This is a genomic window from Ralstonia sp. 24A2 (assembly GCF_051783885.1).
GTDB lineage: Bacteria > Pseudomonadota > Gammaproteobacteria > Burkholderiales > Burkholderiaceae > Ralstonia.
Map to the genome: position 1 here is coordinate 321,772 of NZ_JBPVZD010000003.1, position 21,990 is coordinate 343,761.

The following is a 21,990-nucleotide window of genomic DNA, read 5'->3' on the forward strand; positions in this document are numbered from 1 at the left end:
TCAGCGGATGGGTTGATGCGGTGCCACATATCATCAGCGCGCCGCAACGGTGTTTGCAGTGTATCGACGCGTTTGAACGCAAGCGAGTTCAAACAGCACGCCTCCTCCGAATGGCCGACGCGCCTGGGCTTCAGGCCTCGCGCAAATGCTCGATCAGTTGCCGCGCAAAGACCGGCAGGTCGTCAAAACTGCGCACGCAGATACGCAGCAGGCGCGTCGCCCAGGCGTCGGTCAGCCGCACGCGGCGAATGCCCATCGAACGCTGCAGCCGGATCGCTGCGTGTTCCGGAATGACGCCCACGCCCACATTGCGCTCCACCATCCGGCACACCGCATCAAAGCTGCGCAGCCGCACGCGGTACTTGAGCCGGTAACCCGCGCGCGCCGCATGGCCGGCAAGGTAGGCCTGCAGCGCGTTATCACCCGTCAGGCCCACGAAGGCTTCCTGCAATGTCTCGACGAAAGCCAGTTCGCGGCGCTCCGCCAGCGGGTGATCCCGCGCGGTCACCAGCACCAGGCGGTCATGGCGAAACGGAAAGGTCTGGAGCCCCGACAGGTCCACCGCGTCATTGACGATGCCGATGTCAGCGCGCCCCTGTGCAATCGCCTCGACAATCTCGTGGCTGACCAACTCTTCCAGGTCGATGTCGACCTCGGGGTGGGCGGCCAGGAACGCGCTCAGTGTTTCGGGCAGAAACTCGGTCATGGCAGCCGTGTTGGACAACAACCGTACATAACCCTTGAGCCCGCGCGCATATTCGCCCAGCTCGCCGCGCATGCGGTCCATCTGCTGCAGGACGACGCGCGCGTGGTGGGCAAGCGTTCGGCCGGCGGCGGTGGTTTCCACGCCGCGCCGGTTGCGCATCAGCAGCGGCGCCCCCAATGCCTCCTCCATGCCGCGAATGCGCGCACTGGCGGAGGCGAGCGTCAGGTGCGAACGTTCAGCGCCAGCGGTAATGCTGCCGGCCTCGGCGGTGTGCAGAAAAAGTCGCAAATCAGTCAGATCGAAGCGCATGGCAGGGCGAGATTGGCTTGAGCCTCAGTTTCATCCTGAGGCTGAATCAATGTATCGCAGATTGTGGTGGGGTCGCCAGTGGCAGAAACTGAGGCATCTTCCAACGCAACACCCCAACACACTCCTCGCCCCCAATGGAATCCGCCACGCTGCTGCTTTTTGGCGCGGGCCTGCTCGCCGGCATGATGAATGCCCTGGCGGGCGGTGGCTCGTTTGTCACCCTGCCCGCGCTCATGTTTGCCGGCGTGCCGTCAGTTGCAGCCAATGCGTCGAGCACGGTCGCGCTGTTGCCCGGCGCGGCCACCTCGGCGTGGGCCTATCGCAGCGACTACCGCGGGTTCGAGCAGGTCTCGATGCGCGCCATGGTCGCAGTCAGCCTGGTGGGTGGCCTGGCGGGTGCGCTGTTGCTGATGAACACGTCCTCACGGGCATTCGACTTCATCGTGCCGTGGCTGCTGCTGGTGGGCACCCTGGCATTCACCTTCGGCAAGCAGGCTGGGGCGTGGCTACGCCAGCGCATGCAGATCAACCGCACGATGCTGCTGATCGCCCAGGGCGGGCTGGCCGTCTACGGCGGCTACTTTGGCGGCGCGGTGGGGATCATGATGATGGCGGTCTGGGCTCTGTTCGGCCACGACGACATCAAAGCCCTGAACGCCTCGCGCACGCTGCTGGTGGGCGCCACCAATCTGGTTGCGGTGCTGTGCTTTACCCTGGCTAAGATGGTCTGGTGGCCACAGACGCTGGTCATGCTGGTGGCCGCCGCGCTGGGTGGCTATCTGGGCGCGCACGTGGGCAAGCGCCTGCCCGTTCCGGTTGTGCGGGCGCTGATTTCGACCTTCGGTTTTTCAATGACGGCGCTGCTGTTCTGGCGCGCCTGGTCCCACGCTTGATTGAGTATGAGGAGAAGCGCCATGTCAGACATGCAACCTCATCCGACTCACCGCACGCGTGCACCGCGCGCGCATCGCGATGCCGTGCCGATGCACGTACCGCGCCACGTCACGCACGCGGCATGGCATGCCCGGCCCGATGAAGCAACGCCTGCCGAGCCGGAAATGGTCGGCGCACAAACGGTGTTCTACGTTGCGCGCGGTATTGCCATCCTGCTGGCAGCAATGGCTGTCGGCCTGGGCGCGGCATCCGACCAGACAGAGCGCCCGGCCGCCGCATACCCCACTTCGTCGCACGCGACAGCGCGCTGAAGGCACGCTATCATCCGCCCCCGCGGCGCGGATCGGGCAAAGAAAAAGCCCGCGGGCCGGGGGGCGAGCGGGCTTAACATCTTCAGCCTTTGACGACGAAAGATGGTCGGGTGTGCTTTGTGAACGAGCAATGCGCCGGAATTCACAAAGCGAGGCCATTATAAAAAGTACACGCCCCCCGCCATACCCCAACAACGAGGGGGGTTCGCGCCGTTTTCTTTAAGGACTGTTCACACTTCCGATCAGGGCTGCCTCGCCCAACCACCTAGCCGTCGAACAGCCTCAAACGCGGGCATTGGCTTCCGACATCACGCGGATGCTGCGCTCGATGCGGATCTGCACAATCAGCATCACCAGCATGATGAACGCCGAGAACAACGCGGCAATCATGTACAGCGAGATATAGACGCCCGAGCGCTTGCCGCTCGCATCCAGCTTGGCTTCATCCTTTTCGCTTGAGATGCGTGCCTTCTCGGTGGCGTAGGCCATGTGGTAATCGACAAACACCTTGTTGACGATCGCGTAGAACGCGTCGCTCGTCTTGGCTTGCTTGGCAACGTCAGCGCGTCCCAGCACCTGATCCAGGTAAGCCGTTTGCGAGGTCAGGAACGGCTCGCCCTGATCAGGATCTTCCAGCGCGCCGGTCACCAGTTCATGCACTTCCGCCTTGTCAAACTGGAACGATGCACCCAGCAATGCCTTGCCATGCTTGTTGATGACGTCGGCGAGCGCCGTTTCCAGCTTGGCTGCGCCCGGATGCTGCTTGGTGGCATCGTCGCCCGCGCCCTCTGCCGCTTCATCATCGAGCTTGAACGCTGCGGCCTTGATGTCGATGGTTTCCGAAACGGGTGCCGGCTTGGCGTAGTAGTCGCTCACCGCGTTCACGACCAGCAACACCACACCCACCAGCACAACCGTGGCCAGCGTCAGCACCAGAATCCGCATCAGCTGCAGATAACCGCTTTCGACCTTATTGAGAACGCTCATTTCCCTGCCTTTTTTGTTGAATTGGGGCGGGGATTATTTCAGAGCGTTTCCTCGGCTGGGTTAAGAGAGCTTAGCGTGCAAGCGCGGCGTCCAGGGCATCCGGCGTGAGCAAGCCGCTCGATGCGTGGCGCTTGCCATCAGCACGCAGGATGATGGTGCGCGGCATCTCGCCCTGCCAGCCTGGGTCCAGCGCGGCGCGCATGCGTTCCGGCATCGCTTCGGCATTGGCGTATTGCGGCATGCGTGCGAGGCCGACCTTGCTGTCGCCTGCCAGCGGCGCCAGCGCGCGGTTCATCATGTCGGCCTGTTCCGGGCCATCCATCGCCACCATCACCACATCCACGTTTTGTTTGGCAGTGCGCCGCCATTGCGCGATGCGGGCAATGTTCTCGCGGCAGTAGCTGCAATCAAGCGACCAGATCTCGACGATGAGCGGGCGGGTGCGTGGTGTTTGCAGCAGCGCCGGTACGTCGCGCGCATGCAGCGGCTGGAAGTGCAGCGCTTCGGCGGCCTGTGCGGCGATGGCGGCGGCAGACAGCACCCACCCAATCGCCAGCGTCTTCAAGCGGATGTTCATCGCGCAGCCTCCAGCGTTGCGTTGGCGGGAACAACGTTGGTGACGTCGATCAGCCGATAGCCCTCGGCCTGCGTGCGCCACGACAGGTAGAGATGGCCATCGCGCGCGAGCAGTTGCGGATGATCGCTGCCGCTATCGGTGCGTGCCAGGCTGACGGGGGTCGTCCAATGTGCGCCGCCGTCGGTCGATTTGCGCAGCAGGATCTGCATGTGGTCATCGGCAAATTGCTTCCAGACGAGCCACAGTGCACCATCAGCGGCCAGCAGCGCCGGGTGCGATGCCTGCGCCCCCGCTTGCGCAGAACCCGCAAACGCCCAGGCATCGCCAATCGGCCGGCCGTCTGCGGAGAGGCGGCTGTAGAACAGCCCCGGCTTGTCCTGTTGCACCGAAAACCACGCCAGGTGCCGCACGCCATCGGCCGTCACGGCCAGCGCCGGGCCGTGGTGTGGGCAGGCGTTGACGCGCCAATCGGAGAACGTCGCACGCGTGATGGCAAACGGCGTCTTGTCGACCGGCAACGTCGCCAATGCGTGATCGCGAATCTGGCCGGCAAACACGTTGCGCCACAGTGCCAGCATGTGGCCGTTCGCATCCGGCGCCAGCGCAATACGGCAGCACTCGCAGGTCTGGTCGATAACCTTGCGCTCCGGCGCGAACGTGGCGCCCCGGTCGGTAGAGACGGTGTAGTACACCGCCGCGCCGTCGTACGGCTGCTTGGCCGCCTGCGCGCGCAACAGATCGCGTTTATCGATCCAGGTGACGAAGATGCGGCCCTCGCTATCGACGGCAATCGAATCGAAGCGGTGCGTGATCGGCTGCCGGTCATGGTGGACAATCACGGGCGCACTCCACGTCTTGCCGCCGTCGAGCGAGCGCGAGAAGCGCACATAGCCCGTGTACGGCGCGTCGAGCGGGCGTGACCAGCTCACGTAGAGCGCGCCATCCGGGCTGGCGATCACCTTCGGGCGGTTCTCGCCGTCGGTGTAGATCGGCTCGGGTTGCGGGTTCACGCGCTGCGGCCTGGAGAGCGTCTTGCCCAGGTCATCAGACGAGGCGACCACCACGTACTGCCCTTCGGCCCAGGTCACCCACAGCTTGCCGGCCGTGTCGAACGCAGCCGTGGTGGCGAGTTGCGGTTTGGCGGCCATCTTGCCCGTCATCGCACCGTGGTCGTGCCCTTCGTGTGCAAACGCGAAGGTACTTGCCAGAACTAAAAGCAGACCCGCCATCCGTTGAGGAATTGCGTGCATTACAGACGCCATTTCAGTTGCCCATAGAACGTGCGAGACGGATACGGGTGGTACACGAAATACTTCCGATCCGTCAGGTTGTCGACGCCGAGTGCCAGCGTGAAGTGCTTGTCAATGCGATAGCTGGCTTTGAGATCCACCGTGAAGAAGCTGCTGGTGCCGCCATAGACATTGGGCAGGACATCGGTGTTGTCGAGCGTGCCGTATTGCCGGCCCGAATAACGTACACCGGCACCCACCGTCCAATCCGGCGTGGCATGCCAGCTCGCAAACAAGTTGGCGCGCACGCGCGGCATGCGCGGCCAGGTCTTGTCGACATAGGTGGGGTTGGCGGCATCCTCCAGCGTCTTCGACTGCGTGAAGGCGGCGTTGGCTTCCACGTCAACACCGCGCACACCCACGTCATGCAGCACGTCCTGCCCCGAATACGCCAGTTCAATACCGCGCGTGCGCACACGGCCGACGTTCTGCACGTTCGTCACGTTGGGCGTGACCAGGATGTTGGTCTGCGTGTAGATGCTGTCGCGCACGTCGCTCTGGAACAGGCTGGTGCGCAGCACGCCGTACGGCACGGCCTGTTCAACGGTGAAGTCGAAGTCGTTCGCGCGTTCAGGCTTGAGGTTGGGGTCGTTGTTGACGATGGTGTTGCCGCTGATCGTGCCCTGGAACAACTCCGCCACCGTCGGGAAGCGCACCGCACGGCCGTACGATAGACGCAGCAGCGTGTCTTGCGTGGCCTGCCACTGGATGGCGGCCTTGGGCGAGAACGCGTCTTCGGTGCGGCTGGCGTAGCCCAGCGTGGCGCTACCGTTGCCCAACTGGCCGTTGTAGGCGCGCCAATTCTCATAACGCAGGCCGAGCGTTGCCAGCCAGCGCGGTGCAAAAGCCCAAGCGTCTTGCAGGAAGACGGCCTGCGTCCGCGTATCGCCCTGGTAGCTGGATTTGAGCGTTGAGATCGTCTCGGCCGACCAGTTCGTCGCATTGAAGGTCTGGTTGCGCAGGTGGTACTGGTCGTAGTGGTAGCCGGTCGTGAACGTGTGGCCGGACACCGTGGGCGACGTCGCCTTGATATCGAAGTTGGACCAGCCCGTGCCATCGCCGTAGAACACCGTGCCGGGGCCATTGCCGGCAGCCGTGTTGGACGCACGCAGGATGTCGCGCGTGACGTTGTAGGCCGAGGTGTTGGCGTCGATCTTCCAGCCGCCAAGCTTGCCCTTCACGCCCAGGCCGTAGAGCCAGTTTTCCTGATCGCCGTTCTGCGGGGCGAAGGCATTCTGGGCGATGGTGTACGGCGTGCCATTGATCAGCACATTGCCGCCCGTGACAACGTTGCCGGCCGCATCGCGCAAAAAGCTGATCGCCTGATCGTTGTAGTGGTTCTCCCAGTGGCCGAGCGTGAGCGTGGCCTCCAGGCTGTCGCTGAAGACGTAGCCCATGCGCAGCGTCTCTTGCAGTTGCTGCGTGCGCTCCAGCATCTGCGGCCCGAGAATCATGCGCGGCAGGCCGTTGGGGCCGAGGTCCTGCCGGGCGCCCGTGACTGGCACTGGTGTGCCGCCCGCCGTGAACTTCGAATTGGGTGTGGCGTACTGCATCGGCTGGCTATCGTTCTCCAGCCGGTCGACCGACAGTGCATACCAGAACTTGCCGATGCGATCGCCCAACGATGCGCTCTCGTGGTTGCCGGTGACGTTGCGCGAGAAGCCGTACGCATCGCTGAAGTGCTGGCTCATTACCTGCGTCTGTGCGGCGGCCTCGAAGGCCTCGGGGCGGCGCAACGTCATCGAAATCGTCGTGCCCATCGAGTTGCCCGGCAACAGCGCCGAAAACGGCCCGTACAGAATATCGACCCGCGCCAGATCGTCCGGCCCGACCATCGACCAGCGCGGCGGGTAGCTATAGCTGGAACCGAGCAGGTTCGAGAGCAGGATGCCGTCGGCGTACAGCAGCCCACGAGCGCTCTGAATCTCGTTGAAATCGCGGCCGGCAAAGATCGAGTTGCGATCGCCGATGAAACGGCGCCGCACCATCACGTTGGGCTGGTACTTGACGGCGTCTTCGGTGGTGACAACGTTGCGATCAGCCAGTTGATCGGCCGTCACGGTCTGCACCACGGCGGGCGTGTTGCGGGCGAACGGCGCGGGCGCAGCGTTGGCGCGCACCACGGTCGGTGCGAGTTCCTGGGTGACGGGTACGGCTGCCTGATTGTCGGCAGCATCGGCAGCAAAAACGGGTAGCGAGGCGGACAGGGGCGCCGCTGCGCTCAGGGCGAGCGCAGCGCGGCACACCAGCGTGCGCCTGGGGCCAGCGGCCGCAGTGCGCTTGTGGGATGACATCGGGGTGGTCTCCGGATTGCGATGGCGCCGGCCATGAACACGAACATGCGTACGGCCAGACGCGAAGGCGCCGCGAGATTCACTCCCGCGAGCGCGTCAGATCGACAACGACGGAGAAACCGGTGGCGCGCGCGATTCGGCCACGCGCAGTGCACTGCGCGCGTATACCGGCGCCGGGCTGGCCGGCTGCCGCACGCGATAGATGAAATGGGCGGAAGGGACATCCAGCGCCGGCGGCGAGGCCAGCGCAAACCCGGCGGCAAACCCCGGGCAGTACAGGCAGTGCGCCACACTATGGTGGGCCGCCGAATCATCGGCGGCGCCATCGCCTTGCAGGTCGATGGCCACTTGGACCGTACTGCCATGCGGAGCCGTTGCGCTACACAGGTCGACGGCGAGCGTGCCCGTGGCTGCCGCGCGAGCGGAAGCGAGCACCGGCGACAGTACATTCAGTACGATCGCAAGCCAGACGAGAGCGAGCCAGCGGCGATGGAGCATGGGGTAGGACGATGGAGTCTGGGGAGTATAGCGCTGCACATGGTTCCCCGTTTTGCCTGCGACGTACTGTCGCGCAACAGCAAATCGAGGGGCATTCCGAACGAAATTAGACTCAATTATTGGAATGACTATAATTTATAGCCACTTCGATAATCGCGTCTAAAACGGGGCTTCCATGGATTCAGACACCGACACCGGCCGCTTCAACTTCCACCGCCAGGATCTCGCCCACACGCTGTGCGACAGCCTGGAGGGCAAGGGCTTGGCCGACGCGCGCTCCGGCTTGTTCCTGGCGGCACCCCGGCGCACCGGCAAAAGCACGTTCCTGCGCGAAGACCTGGTACCGGAAGTCGAACGCCGCAAGTGGATCGCCATCTACGTCGATCTCTGGGCCGACCGCGCCCGCGACCCGGGCCTGCTGATCGCCGACGCCATCAAGTCCAAGCTGTCCGAATTCGACGGGCCGATCGCCAAGCTGGCCAAGCAGACCGGCATGGAGAAGGTGGAGGTACTGCGCGCCTTCACCTTCAACCTGGGTAAGGTCGGACTACCGCCGGGCATCACCCTGGCCGATGCGCTGGATGTGCTCTACAAGGCGGTGCAGCGCCCCATCGTGCTGATCATCGACGAGGCGCAGCACGCGCTGTCCACCGAGGCGGGTACCAACGCCATGTTCGCACTCAAGGCCGCGCGCGACCAGATGAACCAGGGCGTGGATGCGCCGCGTCTGTTCCTGGTCTTCACGGGTTCGAACCGCGACAAGCTCGCCAACCTGCTGCTCAATCGCACGCAGCCGTTCTTCGGCTCGCGCGTGACCAACTTCCCGCTGCTGGGCCGCGCCTATGTCTCGGCCTATACCGCGTGGGTCAACCAGCACCTGGCACCCAACAACCAGTTCAAGGAAGACGACATCTTTGCCGCCTTCCAACTGGTCGGACACCGGCCGGAGATGCTCAAGGGCATCGTCAGCGAGATCGCGCTGGAGCTGGGCGAGGCCGCCAGCCTGGGCGAACTGCTCAAGCGCGGCGCACAGGGTTTCCGTGACCGCATCTGGGGCGAGATCGAGAGCGAGTACAGCGCCTTGACCGAAATCCAGCGCGTAGTGCTGGCGGTGCTGATCGAGCGCGGGCAAGGCTACTCGCCGTTCTCGGAAGACTCGATGAAGGCCTACGCTGCTCGCCTGGGCCACAGCGACTTCTCCACCGCCACGGTGCAAGCCGCGCTCGACGCGCTGCGCGACAAGAACCTGATCTGGAAGGAATCGCGCGGCGCCTATGCGCTGGAAGACGAAAGCCTGGCGCTGTGGTTTCGCGAAACGCGCGGCGCGCACGCTGTGCCGCCGCGCTTAAGCCAATAGGCGAATAGGCGTCAGGTCTGCTGCAGGAACGACGCAACAAGCGCGGCGATCGGTTCCGGCGCATCTTCCAGGCTGTAGTGCCCCACCCCATCCAGCTTGTGGATGGGCGCCTGTGGAAACAGCTCGCTGAACAGCGGCAGGAAGTGCTCGGCATGCAGCGTGCGATCCGCCATGCCCCAGATCGCAAGCGCCGGCTTGGACCGGACCGCTTGCCTGGCCACCGCATCAGGCGCTTCAAACTGATGCGCGCCGGTGGCAAACCCCTTGGCCCAGCCAATCGCACCGACGCATTCGGCCGGTGTCGCGAACGGCGCGCCGTAGGCACGTAGCCAGGTGTCGTTAATGCGCGCGTGATTCTCGAAGCCATTGAGCTTGAGCGTGCTGAGGATGTTGTAGCCAAGCTCGCCCAGCACAGGTTCGAGGCGCCCTTCGAATTGCGCCTTCACGATCCACTGGAACCAGGGCGATACCTGGACGTTCGCGGTCAGCCGCTCGGCCAAGCTGGCTTGCCCGAAAGGCGTCGGGCCATTGATGGAGACCACACGGCGAATGCGCTCAGGACGGCGTGCCGCCAATCCCATCCCAACCGGCCCACCAAAGTCGTGCATGACCAGCGTGACGTCACGCAGATCCAGCGCCAGCACAAAACGCTCAAGATTGTCGACGTGGTCTTGCAGCCAATAGCTGCGATCTTGCGGCGTGGCGCTCTTGCCAAAGCCCATGTGGTCGGGCACCACCACGCGATGCGTCTCACGCAGCGCGGCAATCAGATACCGGAACAGGTAGCCCCACGTGGGCTCGCCGTGCAGGCACAGGATGACTTGCGCATCGCGTGGGCCCTCGTCGACGTAGTGCATTGGGAAACCCGGCGCATCCGTGAAGTGCGGGGCGAACGGGAACGTGCCGTCCAACGTGTCGCTGGCTTGGAGCATGAGGTGCCTCGTCTTGATGTGAGAAGAAAAAGGAGGGGTGGGAAAGCGCTACAGCGATTCCGTAGCAACCGACAGCGCCGGCTGCGAGCGCCCCAGCAGCCCCCAGACCACCGCAGCCGACACAACGGACACCACCGCCAGCGCATGCGCGAGCTGCGCAAACGCCACGCCGTACGCTGACGTGAGCTTCGGCCCCGAGCCTGCCGGCAGCAGCGCCAGCGCCGCAGACACATTGCCCATGGCCGTGCGGTGCGCAGCCTCCATCCACGCCGCCGCGCTTGGTGCGCCGGACGTGCTTGCTTGCGCAACGATCAGCGCGCTGAGCACAGCGCCCACCACGGCCAGCGCAATGGCCTCGCCGGCCACGCGGGTGGTGCTGAAAATGCCGGTCGCCATGCCGGCGCGCTCCTTGGGCACCACGCTCACCGACAGGCCATCCATCAGCCCCCACGCGAAGCCGGTGCCGAAGCCCGTGAGCAACATCGGTGCAATCCACGCAGAGGCGGATGCACCTGGAGCGACCTCGCCCAGCCACCAGAAACCCACCGCCGCCACCAGCAACCCCGCGCACGTGAGCGTTGCCGCAGACCACCGATGCGCCAGTTGCACGGCCAGCAGCGGCACCACCAGCAAGGGCAGCGACAGCGCGATCATCGTGATGCCGGCTTCGGTCTCGCCCTGTCCCTCGATGCCGATCAGGCGCGCAGGCAGCACGACCAGCATCACCACATAACAGGCCGTGGCAATCGGCAGGAACTGCACGCCGACAAAGCGCCGGAAGCGGAACAACGACAAGTCCAGCATCGGCCGGGCCACGCGTTGCTCGATGGCGATGAACGCCACCAGCCCGATCACCGCCGCCGCGAACAGCATCAGCACCACGCCATCTGCCCAGCCGCGCTCGGGTGCTTCCATCAGCGCCCAGGTCAGCAGGACAAGCGTGGCCGTGAAACTGGCTGCGCCGGCCCAATCCACGCCGCACGCATCGGGGTCGCGCGTCTCGCGCATGCGCGGCACGCCAAACACGAAGGCCAACGCGCCCACCACCGCACACAGCATGAAGATCGCGCGCCAGCCCGCCGCCTGAATCAACACCCCGGCAATCAGCGGCCCGAAGGCCAGCCCTATGCCAAACGTCGTGCCGAGCAGGCTGAAGGCGCGGATGCGCGCGTGCCCGTCAAACTCCTGCGCCAGCGCCGCCGACCCGCCGGCCATCGACATCGCAGCTGCCACGCCCTGCAGCGCACGCAGCCAACCGATGGCCGCCACGCTGGGCGCCATCGCCACGCCAATCGACGCGAGCACGAACAACGCAATGCCACTGGCAAAAATGCGCTTGCGCCCGAACGCATCGGCCATCGCCCCTGCCACCATCAGACAGCTGCCGAAGGCCAGCATGAAGCCGTTGACCACCCAGTTGAGCGCCGTGGCGCTGCCGCCCAGCGTGCGCCCGATGGCCGGTGTAGCCACCGCCGCGCCGGTAAATGACAGCGGCAGGATCAGCCCCGCCATGCAGACGGCCGCCAGCACCAGCCAGCGCCCGACGTGCTCCGGATGTTGTTGTGTCGTGGTGTTCAAAGGCGTGCCCCTATTTATGTATCGATTGGTATACAAATTAAGGGCGCGACACGACGGGCGTCAAGGATTAATATATTGACCAGTACACAAATAGGGATTTCCGGAATTCATCATGGCGACACGCGGACGCCCCCGCACCTTTGATCGCGACGCCGCCCTGCGCCAGGCCATGACCGTGTTCTGGGCGCGCGGCTATGAAGGCACCACGCTCGACGACCTCAAGTCGGCCATGGGCGGCATCACCGCGCCGAGCTTTTACGCCGCGTTTGGCTCAAAAGAAGCGCTCTTTCGCGAGGCGATTGCGCTGTACCGGCAGACGGCGGGCAGCACGACGGTCATTGCGCTGACCGAACCCACCACCGCACGCGAATCGATCGACGCGCTCCTGCGTACCAACGCCCTCGCCTTCAGCCAGCCAGACACGCCGCGCGGCTGCATGGTCGTGCTCGGTGCGCTGCTGTGCTCAGCGCCCAACCAACAGGTGCAGGAAGACATGCGGGCGATCCGGCTGGAGACCATCGACGCCATCTGCGCCCGCATCCGCCGCGGCATCGATGAGGGCGATGTGCCGGCCACCACCAACGCCGATGCGCTGGGCGGCTACTACGCAACGGTGCTCAATGGCCTGTCGATCCAGGCGCGCGATGGGGCACCGCGTGAAGCGCTGCTCTCCACCGTCGATTGCGCGATGACGGCATGGGACGCGGTGGTCAACGCCCGCTAAACTGCAGGCAGCACACTCACAAAATCACAAGATTTCTCGGGGAAGAGTCATGGCACGCAATCGCACCCTGTGGCGCACGCTAGCAGCGGCGCTCTGCCTGTTGTCGGGTATCGGCACCGCCGCGGCGCAAGACGCATCACCGCAAACCACAAGTGCTTGCCCGCCACCTGCTTCCAACTCCATCCCCAAAGACGGCTGGGCCGCCGCCGCCCAGCGTGCCACCGATCACGGCCTGCTCTGGCGCATCGAAAAAGACGGCCGCACCTCGTGGCTGTACGGCACGATCCACGTTGCGCGCGCCGACTGGATGCTGCCTGGGCCCACCATTCGCGATGCGCTCAAGCACAGCGATGCGGTCGCGCTCGAACTCGACCTGCTCGACAAGGAAAGCAGCCGCAGAGCGTTTGCAGCGCGCAAGACCAAGAGCGATGCGCGCCTGGTCAGCGGCCGCCGCGGCGAGCGCCTCGACAAGTTGATCGCCGCCGCATGCCTGCCTGATGCCGCACTGACGCAGATCCGCAAGTTCCAGCCGGTCATGCAGCTTGCCTCGCTGTCGGCGCTGGGGCTGCGTGCCGACGGGCTCTACCCCGATTTCGGCATCGACCTGTTCCTGACCACTTACGCCAACAGCGTCCACCTGCCGATCGTGCCGCTGGAAACCCTGACCGATCAGCTGCGTGTGCTGGATGAAATCGTGCCGAAGAATGAGATGGTGCAGCAGTTCGACACCGAGCTCGACGCCATTGAATCGGGCGAGGCGCGCACGCAAACCCTCACGCTCGCCAACGCCTGGGCAGATAGCGATCTCAGCACGCTGGAACGCTATCCGCAGTGGTGCGATTGCTTGAAGACGCCATCGGACAAACGCGCCTTCAAGCGCCTGGTGACGAACCGCAACCGTGCCATGGCCGACAACATTGCCAAGATCCACGCGCGCGGCCAGCGTGTATTCGGCGCAGTGGGCGCGCTGCACATGATCGGCCCGCACGGCTTGCCGGCACTCATGGCTGCGCGCGGGTTTACGGTCACACAGGTGCTGCCGCCGGCGGCTTCGCGCTAACCCGCATCAGGCGCTAGCGCTTCTCCGGCGGAGTCGACCCGACGGCTGCCGCCAATTGCGCGTGCGCGGCCAAGTCAGCCGGCCGATGCTTGACCGTTGCACTGGCGGGATGGTTGCCAAGGAAATTGCCGTTCTTCCAATCCCGAGATGGGCGAATCGGCCGCGCAGTAAAACCACCACCGCAGTTCGGGCACACGTTGCCGAACACGCCATCCGCGCAGGTCGTGCAGAACGTGCATTCGAAGGAGCAGATGCGGGCGTTGGTAGCGTCGGGCGGCAGCGCACGATTGCAGTGCTCGCAGGTGGGCCGGAGTTCGAGCATGGGGTCCCCCAAATATCGTTGTTGTTGGATAAGACCGCAACGATACCGAGAAACCACCGCGCCCGCGCATGCCACAATCGGCACCCTCCTCCTGATCACCCCGGTACCGCCCCTTGGACATCCTGCGCATTGCTCTCCTGTTTGCCGTCACCGCGCTGGCGGAAATCGTGGGCTGCTATCTGCCGTGGCTCGTGCTGCGGCAGGGCAAGCCCATCTGGTTGCTGCTGCCGGCAGCGGCGTCGCTCGCGCTGTTTGCCTGGCTGCTGACACTGCACCCCGCGGCGGCCGGGCGCACGTACGCGGCGTATGGCGGCATGTACATCGCCGTGGCGCTGGTGTGGCTGCGCCTTGTCGATGGCGTCGCCCTCACCCGCTGGGACATCGGCGGCGCGGCCATCGCACTGGCCGGCATGGCCGTGATTGCGTTGCAACCGCAGGCAACTTGATCGATCGCGCGCGATATTTACGCTTTCCTGATCAAAACGGAATCCTAAGCCACGGCTATGCTTGGAAGGTGGATCATGGCTGCCGACAACCGCACCGTCAGTCGCCGTCGCCGGTTGCCATCAATTCAGTCCTTTTTGTCGATGGAGGGCCCCGATGCCTGCCGCAATCCTTAAACATCTTTTCGTGGCATCGGCGTTGATGTCCGCAGCCATGACCGCTTCTGCGCTGACGACGTCGTCCACAACGTTCTCCGATCAGGAGCTTCAGGCGATGCTTGCGCAAAGCCGGCCCGCGCAAGCCAGCCCGATCCAGAACGCGAATCCGGCCACGCAGGACAGACTGCGCGTCGAGCTGAGTGACCCCGACACCAAACTCGTCCTGCCCTGGTTCCTGGCGGAAGTGGTGGATGCCGTCAATCACCGCACGCCGTGGCGGGAGTTGCCGAAGAACCTGCGGGACGGACTCTAAGCGCCGCACGCCCTCAGTCCCGCCTCTCTCTCGCATCGGCATCGACGGCGTTCGCCGCCATTGATGCCGATGACGGGCCACCAAGGCCCCGTCACCCCCCCTCTCTCCCGCACACACTGCACAAGCACACCCGGCGGCACATGCCTGGGCGTCGCGCACCAATTGTGGGCAGTCGCATGTCGCTCGTGCTCTCACAAAGCTCTGCCCCCAATCCGATTCAATTTGCGTCAATAGAGATCACAATAACTTCTCTATCCAAACGTTAAAAATTCCCGGCACGACCCTCCCAAATAGAGTAATCATGAAAAACCCTTTATCCTGATAAGACGGATTCTTTAGTCAGCACTGTCGATCAGCAAGCAAAGAGGCCTTGAAGCACCTGCTTAAATGGATGAAAAATTTATCGTGTAAGTTTTCGTAAACATCACGTTCGCATCAAAATTACAAAGCCAAAAAAAAAAAAAAAATAGACGCGACATTCCATTGACAGGGCAAATTTTGCCTCTATGATTCAACCACTCTTTTGACGCCATCCTGATGGCGAAAATCGAGCAAACACCCAAAAGGTGTATAAAAAGGCCGCCGACATAACCCACAATGGCCCGACAACTATCCTGATCCGGGAGACAGCATGTTGTCCGCAAGATCGCTACAAAGACATGAAACAAGAGCACAACCTGGGCGCATAAGAACAACTGAGTTGCGGGCCCAGATTCAGCCAGCACTGCACCATTGCCGTGCATCTGACGTTAGGTCAGACAGACGCGGCACCCCACGATCGAGCAACCCGATTGCTCTCGTTACCGCAGATGATGGCGACGCCAATTCGCCGCCACAGCCATCTGTCGACCTCATCCTCCTCAAGCCGCCACCCTCCAGTGGCCGTGGTTGGACCTAGCGCCTTTCAATGCAAATCAGGAATGCATTTCTCTGATTTCTGATCTGCATTAAACCCGCCGCTAGCGCGCCGATCGCATTCATCAGATTATTGGCAGACGCTTCTATCGCCTTTTAATCAGCGGAATGAAATCGTTTTGATTTCGCCGTTGAAATGAAAGCGCACGCCGATTATTTGCCATTTTTTTTGACTGCCTCTCCGCCAAGCGGCTTTTTTTGTTCGTATCTCATCAATGAAAGGGATGCAAATGAAACCAAACCGTAGTTCCAGTGGTAATGACCTAGGCGTTTCTCCGTCTTGGGGGCGACTGGTCGGCGTCGGTGCGCTGCTTGTCGGCATATCGCTTGTCACAGCATGCGGGGGCGATGACGGCAGCCCCGTGGCGTCCGCGGCGAGCGCAAACCAGGTGGATGTGAGCGCGAAAACGGTATCGACCAACCAGCCCTATATCGATCCGGTTGCGTATTCGTCCAATGGGACGGATAGCCTGGATCCGTCACAGGTGTCCGAGAATGCAGCGGTCATGCACTATCAGTGGACGGCCGGCGCCACCCCGGTGAACTACACCACCACGACCGGTCACCTGACTGCATCGGACGCCAGCGGCAACCCCGAGGCAACGATGTCATACGTCGCGTACACGGCGCCCAGCACCAACGGGCAGCCGCGGCCGGTCACCTTCTTCTATAACGGGGGGCCGGGTTCGTCGTCGATCTGGCTGCGTCTGGGTTCGTTCGCGCCGACGCGCGTTGCGACGCCTGATCCGCTGCTGACCAACTGGCCGAACTACACCCTGGTTGATAACGCGGAGAGCCTGATCGCCACCACCGACATGGTGTTCATCGATCCGCCCGGGACCGGCCTTTCCGAAGCGATTGCGCCGAATACCAACAGCTCGTTCTGGGGCAGCGATGTGGACGTCAACGTCATGCGCGACTTCATCCAGCGCTATCTGACGGTGAACAGCCGCAGCAGCTCGCCGATCTATCTGTACGGCGAGTCGTATGGCACACCGCGCACGAACATGTTGGCGCTCGCGTTGGAAACGGCGGGCGTGCACCTCACCGGCATCGTGCTGCAGTCGTCCATCCTGAATTATTTTGCGGATGCGGTGGAAGCCACGGCCATCGAGAATTCAACCGCCGGGTTGAAACTCGCGACCGATACGCTGGTGGGCTACTACCCGGGCTATGCCGCGGTGGCGTCGTACTTCAATCAGGTCTCGCCAAGCCAGCCCAGCCAGTCGGCGTTTGCGACGCAGTCCGAGCAGTTCGTCACGAACAAGTACAGCACGTTCAAGACGTACGCCAACTCGTGGGCGCTCAGCCAGCTCGGCTCTCCAAACGCGCTCGGCACGCCGAAGTTCCCGTCCCGGTCTACCCTGGCCTCATGGGAATCGCCTTCTGGCCTGACGCTGCAGGCGTTGACGGGTTACTTCAGCAAGACGCCGTTCCAGACAACGCTCCTGCCGGGCACCACAATTGGCCGGTACGACGGGCGCGTATCGCTGCCAAATTCGGATTCTCGTTTGGCCAGCGATGGGGACCCGTCGGACATCCTGATCTCGCAACCGTTCACCACTGCACTGCAGACCCAGATGCCGAACTACCTCGGCTATACGGCACCCAACGCAACGTTCATGCCGCTGAACGACAACATCATTGGCTCATGGGATTTCTCCCACAACGGCCGGCCGTTGCCGGACACGCTGCCTGATCTGCTTGCCGCGATCCAGATGAACCCGCAATTGAAGGTGCTTGCATCAAACGGCTACCACGACCTCGCCACGCCGTTCTTCAACACCGAGAAGCAACTGGCGCGTCTGCAAACCGTGTCGGGCCTGAACCCGAACCTGCAGGTCACGTTCTACCAGGGCGGTCACATGATCTACCTGGACGACGTGGCCCGGCCGCAGATGAAGAATGATCTGGTTGCGTACTTTGGCGGCCAGTCCATTCCGTCTGCATTGACGCTGGCGACGCTGCCCGCGCCGTGGGCTGACGAGGCCCCCGCCGGCACGCCAACACTCACAGCTCAAGCTGCGCACTAATCTTGATTGAAGGAGTCATCATGTCCCCTATCAAAATGCTGCCGCCGATTCTTCTCGGTGTGCTCGGTGTGCTGGCCAGTCAGGCGTATGCCGCGCCTACCACGCAGTCTGTGGCGCCAGTCACGCTGCCCAAGGGCGGCCATGGCGTGGATGGTCCGTTCTTTCCGGCCAACAAGCCAGCGCCTGCCGCAGCTTCCACTGGCACGCAGTTGCAACAGGAAGCCAATCAACGCCTGACAGAACGGCTGAGCACAAACTCGGCGCTGGGCAAGGGCGGCGCCATCACGAAGGCACAGGCGCAAGCCAGCGGCCTGGGCTTCGTGGCCAAGCACTTTGACCAGATCGACACCACGCATTCCGGTCAGGTCACGCTCAAGGATGTGCAGCGGTACGTACAACAGACCCATTGATCAGGTCTGACGCGCTCAAGCTCGCCTTGTTGCGCAAAACCTCGGTGGATGTCGTGCCCACAGCCCGGGTGTGGCATCCACCGTCGCCGTCTTCACGGGCAGGCACCACGGTGCTGTATATTCATACAGTTATTTTCTGTGACGTTCTGCCGTGCCCGCTACCTCCCCCACCCCTGACACCACCAGCGCCCAGGCTGTTCCGGGCTATCTGGCCCAACTGAACGACCAACAACGCCAGGCGGTCGAGTTCGGCATTTCCGGGGCGGATGCCGCAGAGACCGGCCCGTTGCTCGTGCTGGCCGGCGCCGGGTCGGGTAAGACGCACACGCTGGGCTGGCGTGTCGCGCATCTGGTGGCCAACGGGGCGGATCCGCAGCGCATCCTGCTGCTGACGTTTTCGCGCCGCGCCGCGAGTGAGCTATCCAATCGTGCCGGCCATCTGCTGGCGCGCGCCATGCACGGCGAACGGACCAACAGCATGCTCAATGCTGCCGGCACGTCGTACCAGACCACCCTGCCCTGGGCCGGCACCTTCCACGGCATCGGCGCGCGCCTGCTGCGCGAATACGCCGAGCGCGTCGGCCTTGCGCCCGACTTCACCATCCACGACCGCAGCGACTCCGCCGACTTGCTCAACGTCGTGCGCCACGAACTGAACCTGTCGACCAAGGAACGCCGCTTCCCGCTCAAGCAGACCTGCCTGGCCATCTACTCCCGCGCCATCAATGCGGAGAGCCCGCTGAACGCCGTGCTCAAGCACCACTTCCCATGGTGCGCCATGTGGGAAGCACAACTGCGTACGCTGTTCGATGCCTATGTCGAAGCCAAGCAAGCGCAGCACGTGCTCGACTACGATGACCTGCTCCTCTACTGGCACGCGATGGTGTCCGACGCCGAACTGGCAGGCGAGATCGGCGCGCGCTTCGACCACATCCTCGTCGACGAATACCAGGACACCAACCGGCTGCAGTCGTCCGTCCTGCGGGCGCTGCGCCCCGATGGCCGTGGCGTGACGGTGGTGGGTGACGATGCGCAGTCGATCTACGCATTTCGCGCGGCAACGGTGCGCAACATCCTCGACTTCCCGCGCCACTTCACCCGGCCGGCGCACACGGTGTTGCTGGAGCGCAATTACCGCTCGACGCAACCGATTCTCGATGCGTCAAATGGCGTGATGCGCTTTGCCACCGAGCGCTTCGCCAAGACGTTATGGACAGACCGCGCATCGACACATCGTCCGCGCCTGATCTCCGTGCGTGATGAAGCTGAGCAAGCGCGCTGCGTGGCCGAACAGGTGCTGCATCAGCGAGAAGGCGGGCTGGCGCTGAAATCGCAAGCCGTGTTGTTCCGCACGGCCAGCCACAGCGCGCCGCTGGAGATCGAACTCACGCGCCGCAACATCCCGTTCGTGAAATACGGCGGGCTGAAGTTTCTCGAAGCATCACACGTCAAGGATGTGCTCTCCGTGCTGCGCTGGGCCGAGAACCCGCGCAACCGCATCGCCGGGTTTCGCGTGATCCAATTGCTGCCGGGCGCGGGCCCTGCCACCGCCGCACGTGTGCTCGACGCCATGGCCGAGGCGGTGGACCCGATTGCTGCGCTGCTTGCCTACGCGCCCCCCGCCCGTCTGGCTGGCGACTGGGCCACGCTGATGACGCTGATGCAAACCCTGCGCGCGCCCAAGGACAGCCTGGCATGGGCCAGCGAACTGGAAGCCGTGGGCACCTGGTACACACCTCACATGGAGCGCCTGCACGACGATGCCGCCGTGCGCCAGGGCGATCTGGACCAGCTCGCCCGCATGGCCGCCACCTACGCCACGCGCGAGCGCTTCCTGACCGAGATGACGCTCGACCCGCCGGAGCTCACCAGCGATGAATCCGGCGCTCCGTACCGCGATGAGGATTACCTGATCCTCTCCACGATCCATTCATCCAAGGGGCAGGAGTGGAAAGCCGTGTACGTGCTCAACGCCGTGGACGGTTGCATGCCCGCCGACCTGGGCGCCGGCTCGCATGAAGAGCTGGAGGAAGAGCGCCGCCTGCTCTACGTGGCCATGACTCGCGCGCGCGAGCACCTGGACATCCTGGTGCCGCAGCGCTTCTACGTCACGCAGCAGACCCCCAATGGGGACCGCCACATCTACGCCTCGCGCACGCGCTTCATTCCGCCTGCGCTGCTGCCGTTGTTCGAGGCCTGCGCCTGGCCGCCGCCCGAACCCGGTGCGGACCCAGCGGCCGAAGCACGCGCGGCCGCCAAGGTGGACCTCACCAAGAAGATGCGCGGCTACTGGCAGAAGTGATCACTCGACGTCCACCTCAGCGCGCTTGAGCACCTGCGCCGGCTCCGCATGCGAGAGCTGCGCGAAGATCCACGCCGCCGCGCCGGTCATGAAGCCGATGCACACAAAGGTCTTGTGGAAGGCCGCCAGCGTGTCGCGCCCTTCCGGCCCGACGGTAAAGTCGGTAAAGCCCGTGAGCAGCGCACCTGCCGCAGCCACGCCCAGACTCATCGACAGCATCATCACCATCGACAGCATGCTGTTGCCCGCGCTGGCATGCGGCCCGCTCAGGTCTTTGAGCGTGAGCGTGTTCATGGCGGTGAATTGCATCGAGTTGAACGTGCCAAACAGCGCCAGCTGCACGATGCGCAGCCACACCGGCACGTCAGGCGTCATCACCGCAAAACTGGCCATCGTCAGGCCCACCATGAGCGTGTTGGTGAACAGCATGCGGCGATAGCCAAAATGCTTGATGGCCCAGTTGCCCAACGGCTTGGCCGCCATACCAGCCGCTGCCACCGGCACCATCATCAAGCCGGCCTGCAGCGGTGAATACCCCAGACTCACCTGCAACAGCAGCGGGATCAGAAACGGCATCCCACCCGTACCGATGCGTGCGAACAGGTTGCCGAGAATGCCGATCGAGAAGCTCGGAATGGCAAACAGCGAGCGCGGAAACAGCGGACCCGCCTTGCCCTCCACCGCGCGCCCGGCGTGCAGCCAGTAGGCGGTGAGCGCCGCCAGCCCGAAGACCAGCAACACCAGCACCGTCGCATGGTGAAAGCCCAAGCCGGATAGACCATCGAGCGAGAACGACACGGCCGCCATGCCAAACGCCAGCATGGCGTAGCCGGTCCAATCGAAGCGGTTCTCGTCGCCCGCACGCACGTCGGGCATGACCTTGAGCGTGACCAGCGCGCCAATCAGGCCGACGGGAATGTTGATGAGGAAGATCCAGTGCCAGGACACCGCCTCCACCAGCCAGCCGCCCAGCGTCGGGCCGATCAGTGGGCCGATCAGCCCCGGAATGGTGACAAAGCTCATTGCCGGCAGAAACTGCTCGCGCGGCACCACGCGCAGTACCGTCAGCCGCCCGACCGGCATCAGCAGCGCACCGCCCACGCCCTGTACCACGCGCGAGGCAATCAGCATGTTCAGGCTGCGCGACTCCGCACACAGCAGCGAGCCGATGGTGAACAGAAAGATGGCCGCAAAGAACATGCGCCGCGTGCCGAAGCGATCGGCCAGCCAGCCTGAGGCGGGCATCAGCATGGCGGTCGTCAACGTGTAGGCGATGATGACCGACTGCATCTTCAGCGGGCTTTCCGACAGGCTGCGCGCCATGGCCGGCAATGCCGTATTGACGATGGTGGAATCCAGCGTCTGCATGAAGAGGCCAACCGCCACCAGCCAGAGCAATGGTTGGAGGGATTTATCGACGGAAACGGAGGTAGACATGGCGGGAAGGGGTAACAGGACTTGATACGACGCGGTACGACAGGGCGAGCCGACATTGTGGCGTGCGCGGCGCGGGCTCGCAAACGATGTCATGCGCCGGTCACCCTACAGCAAACGCGGGCACCGAGTTGCACACACCG

At 63.8% G+C, this 21,990-nt stretch carries 20 protein-coding genes; 10 read left to right on the forward strand and 10 right to left on the reverse strand.

Annotated elements, in window-relative coordinates:
- Positions 1 to 130: 130 nt before the first annotated feature.
- Entirely contained in the window at positions 131 to 1,015 is an 885-nt protein-coding gene (locus tag ACS13N_RS18830) for a LysR substrate-binding domain-containing protein (protein ID WP_438933142.1), read from the reverse strand.
- Between the two features lie 134 nt (positions 1,016 to 1,149).
- Between ACS13N_RS18830 and ACS13N_RS18835 the strand changes: the two genes are divergently transcribed.
- On the forward strand, positions 1,150 to 1,908 hold the full coding sequence (locus tag ACS13N_RS18835; protein ID WP_438933143.1) for a sulfite exporter TauE/SafE family protein: 759 nt from the start codon (positions 1,150 to 1,152) through the stop codon (positions 1,906 to 1,908).
- 21 nt (positions 1,909 to 1,929) lie between these two features.
- Complete coding sequence (locus tag ACS13N_RS18840; RefSeq protein WP_438933144.1) at positions 1,930 to 2,220, forward strand: hypothetical protein; 291 nt, start codon at positions 1,930 to 1,932, stop codon at positions 2,218 to 2,220.
- Between the two features lie 282 nt (positions 2,221 to 2,502).
- Here the strand turns inward: ACS13N_RS18840 and ACS13N_RS18845 are convergent, their stop codons facing one another.
- The 5 genes from ACS13N_RS18845 to ACS13N_RS18865 all read right to left on the reverse strand — a co-directional run bounded on the left by ACS13N_RS18845 (position 2,503) and on the right by ACS13N_RS18865 (position 7,865).
- A complete protein-coding gene (locus tag ACS13N_RS18845; protein ID WP_438933145.1) occupies positions 2,503 to 3,207 on the reverse strand; it encodes a hypothetical protein in 705 nt (234 codons plus the stop codon).
- Positions 3,208 to 3,277: 70 nt separating this feature from the next.
- Positions 3,278 to 3,784, reverse strand: coding sequence for a TlpA family protein disulfide reductase (locus tag ACS13N_RS18850; protein WP_438933146.1), 507 nt, complete (start codon positions 3,782 to 3,784; stop codon positions 3,278 to 3,280).
- Positions 3,781 to 5,034 (reverse strand): sialidase family protein, encoded by a 1,254-nt coding sequence (locus tag ACS13N_RS18855; protein ID WP_438933147.1) that lies wholly within the window; start codon positions 5,032 to 5,034, stop codon positions 3,781 to 3,783. The genes ACS13N_RS18850 and ACS13N_RS18855 overlap by 4 nt, the downstream gene beginning before the upstream one ends.
- The gene (locus tag ACS13N_RS18860) at positions 5,034 to 7,367 is read right to left on the reverse strand and encodes a TonB-dependent receptor (protein ID WP_438933148.1); all 2,334 of its coding nucleotides are present in this window, start codon (positions 7,365 to 7,367) and stop codon (positions 5,034 to 5,036) included. The genes ACS13N_RS18855 and ACS13N_RS18860 overlap by 1 nt, the downstream gene beginning before the upstream one ends.
- A gap of 96 nt (positions 7,368 to 7,463) precedes the next feature.
- Positions 7,464 to 7,865: a DUF2946 domain-containing protein gene (locus ACS13N_RS18865; protein WP_438933149.1), complete on the reverse strand. Its 402-nt coding sequence runs from the start codon at positions 7,863 to 7,865 to the stop codon at positions 7,464 to 7,466.
- Positions 7,866 to 8,040: 175 nt separating this feature from the next.
- Here ACS13N_RS18865 and ACS13N_RS18870 point away from each other — a divergent pair, with 175 nt between their 5' ends.
- Entirely contained in the window at positions 8,041 to 9,222 is a 1,182-nt protein-coding gene (locus tag ACS13N_RS18870) for a hypothetical protein (protein WP_438933150.1), read from the forward strand.
- 11 nt (positions 9,223 to 9,233) lie between these two features.
- Here the strand turns inward: ACS13N_RS18870 and ACS13N_RS18875 are convergent, their stop codons facing one another.
- Positions 9,234 to 10,154 (reverse strand): alpha/beta fold hydrolase, encoded by a 921-nt coding sequence (locus ACS13N_RS18875; protein ID WP_438933151.1) that lies wholly within the window; start codon positions 10,152 to 10,154, stop codon positions 9,234 to 9,236.
- Between the two features lie 48 nt (positions 10,155 to 10,202).
- Positions 10,203 to 11,732 (reverse strand): MFS transporter, encoded by a 1,530-nt coding sequence (locus ACS13N_RS18880; protein WP_438933152.1) that lies wholly within the window; start codon positions 11,730 to 11,732, stop codon positions 10,203 to 10,205.
- 112 nt (positions 11,733 to 11,844) lie between these two features.
- On the opposite strand from ACS13N_RS18880, the gene ACS13N_RS18885 reads away from it, so the two are divergent.
- On the forward strand, positions 11,845 to 12,456 hold the full coding sequence (locus ACS13N_RS18885) for a TetR/AcrR family transcriptional regulator (RefSeq protein WP_438933153.1): 612 nt from the start codon (positions 11,845 to 11,847) through the stop codon (positions 12,454 to 12,456).
- Positions 12,457 to 12,505: 49 nt separating this feature from the next.
- Positions 12,506 to 13,516 carry a TraB/GumN family protein gene (locus ACS13N_RS18890; RefSeq protein WP_438933154.1) on the forward strand — a complete coding sequence of 337 codons (1,011 nt, stop codon included), beginning with the start codon at positions 12,506 to 12,508 and terminating at the stop codon, positions 13,514 to 13,516.
- A 13-nt stretch (positions 13,517 to 13,529) separates the two neighbouring features.
- On the opposite strand, the gene ACS13N_RS18895 is transcribed toward ACS13N_RS18890, so the two are convergent.
- Positions 13,530 to 13,838 carry a DUF1272 domain-containing protein gene (locus ACS13N_RS18895; protein ID WP_438933155.1) on the reverse strand — a complete coding sequence of 103 codons (309 nt, stop codon included), beginning with the start codon at positions 13,836 to 13,838 and terminating at the stop codon, positions 13,530 to 13,532.
- A 113-nt stretch (positions 13,839 to 13,951) separates the two neighbouring features.
- Here ACS13N_RS18895 and ACS13N_RS18900 point away from each other — a divergent pair, with 113 nt between their 5' ends.
- The 5 genes from ACS13N_RS18900 to ACS13N_RS18920 all read left to right on the forward strand — a co-directional run bounded on the left by ACS13N_RS18900 (position 13,952) and on the right by ACS13N_RS18920 (position 20,413).
- Positions 13,952 to 14,284: a YnfA family protein gene (locus ACS13N_RS18900; RefSeq protein WP_438933156.1), complete on the forward strand. Its 333-nt coding sequence runs from the start codon at positions 13,952 to 13,954 to the stop codon at positions 14,282 to 14,284.
- 154 nt (positions 14,285 to 14,438) lie between these two features.
- Positions 14,439 to 14,753 (forward strand): hypothetical protein, encoded by a 315-nt coding sequence (locus ACS13N_RS18905; RefSeq protein ID WP_438933157.1) that lies wholly within the window; start codon positions 14,439 to 14,441, stop codon positions 14,751 to 14,753.
- A 1,145-nt stretch (positions 14,754 to 15,898) separates the two neighbouring features.
- The gene (locus ACS13N_RS18910) at positions 15,899 to 17,701 is read left to right on the forward strand and encodes a S10 family serine carboxypeptidase-like protein (RefSeq protein ID WP_438933158.1); all 1,803 of its coding nucleotides are present in this window, start codon (positions 15,899 to 15,901) and stop codon (positions 17,699 to 17,701) included.
- A 20-nt stretch (positions 17,702 to 17,721) separates the two neighbouring features.
- A complete protein-coding gene (locus ACS13N_RS18915) occupies positions 17,722 to 18,111 on the forward strand; it encodes a 2-oxoglutarate dehydrogenase (RefSeq protein WP_438933159.1) in 390 nt (129 codons plus the stop codon).
- A 151-nt stretch (positions 18,112 to 18,262) separates the two neighbouring features.
- Positions 18,263 to 20,413 carry an ATP-dependent helicase gene (locus ACS13N_RS18920; RefSeq protein WP_438933160.1) on the forward strand — a complete coding sequence of 717 codons (2,151 nt, stop codon included), beginning with the start codon at positions 18,263 to 18,265 and terminating at the stop codon, positions 20,411 to 20,413.
- Here ACS13N_RS18920 and mdtD read toward each other — a convergent pair whose 3' ends face one another.
- A complete protein-coding gene (gene mdtD / locus ACS13N_RS18925) occupies positions 20,414 to 21,850 on the reverse strand; it encodes a multidrug transporter subunit MdtD (protein WP_438933161.1) in 1,437 nt (478 codons plus the stop codon). It abuts the gene before it with no gap.
- Between the last annotated feature and the right edge of the window lie 140 nt (positions 21,851 to 21,990).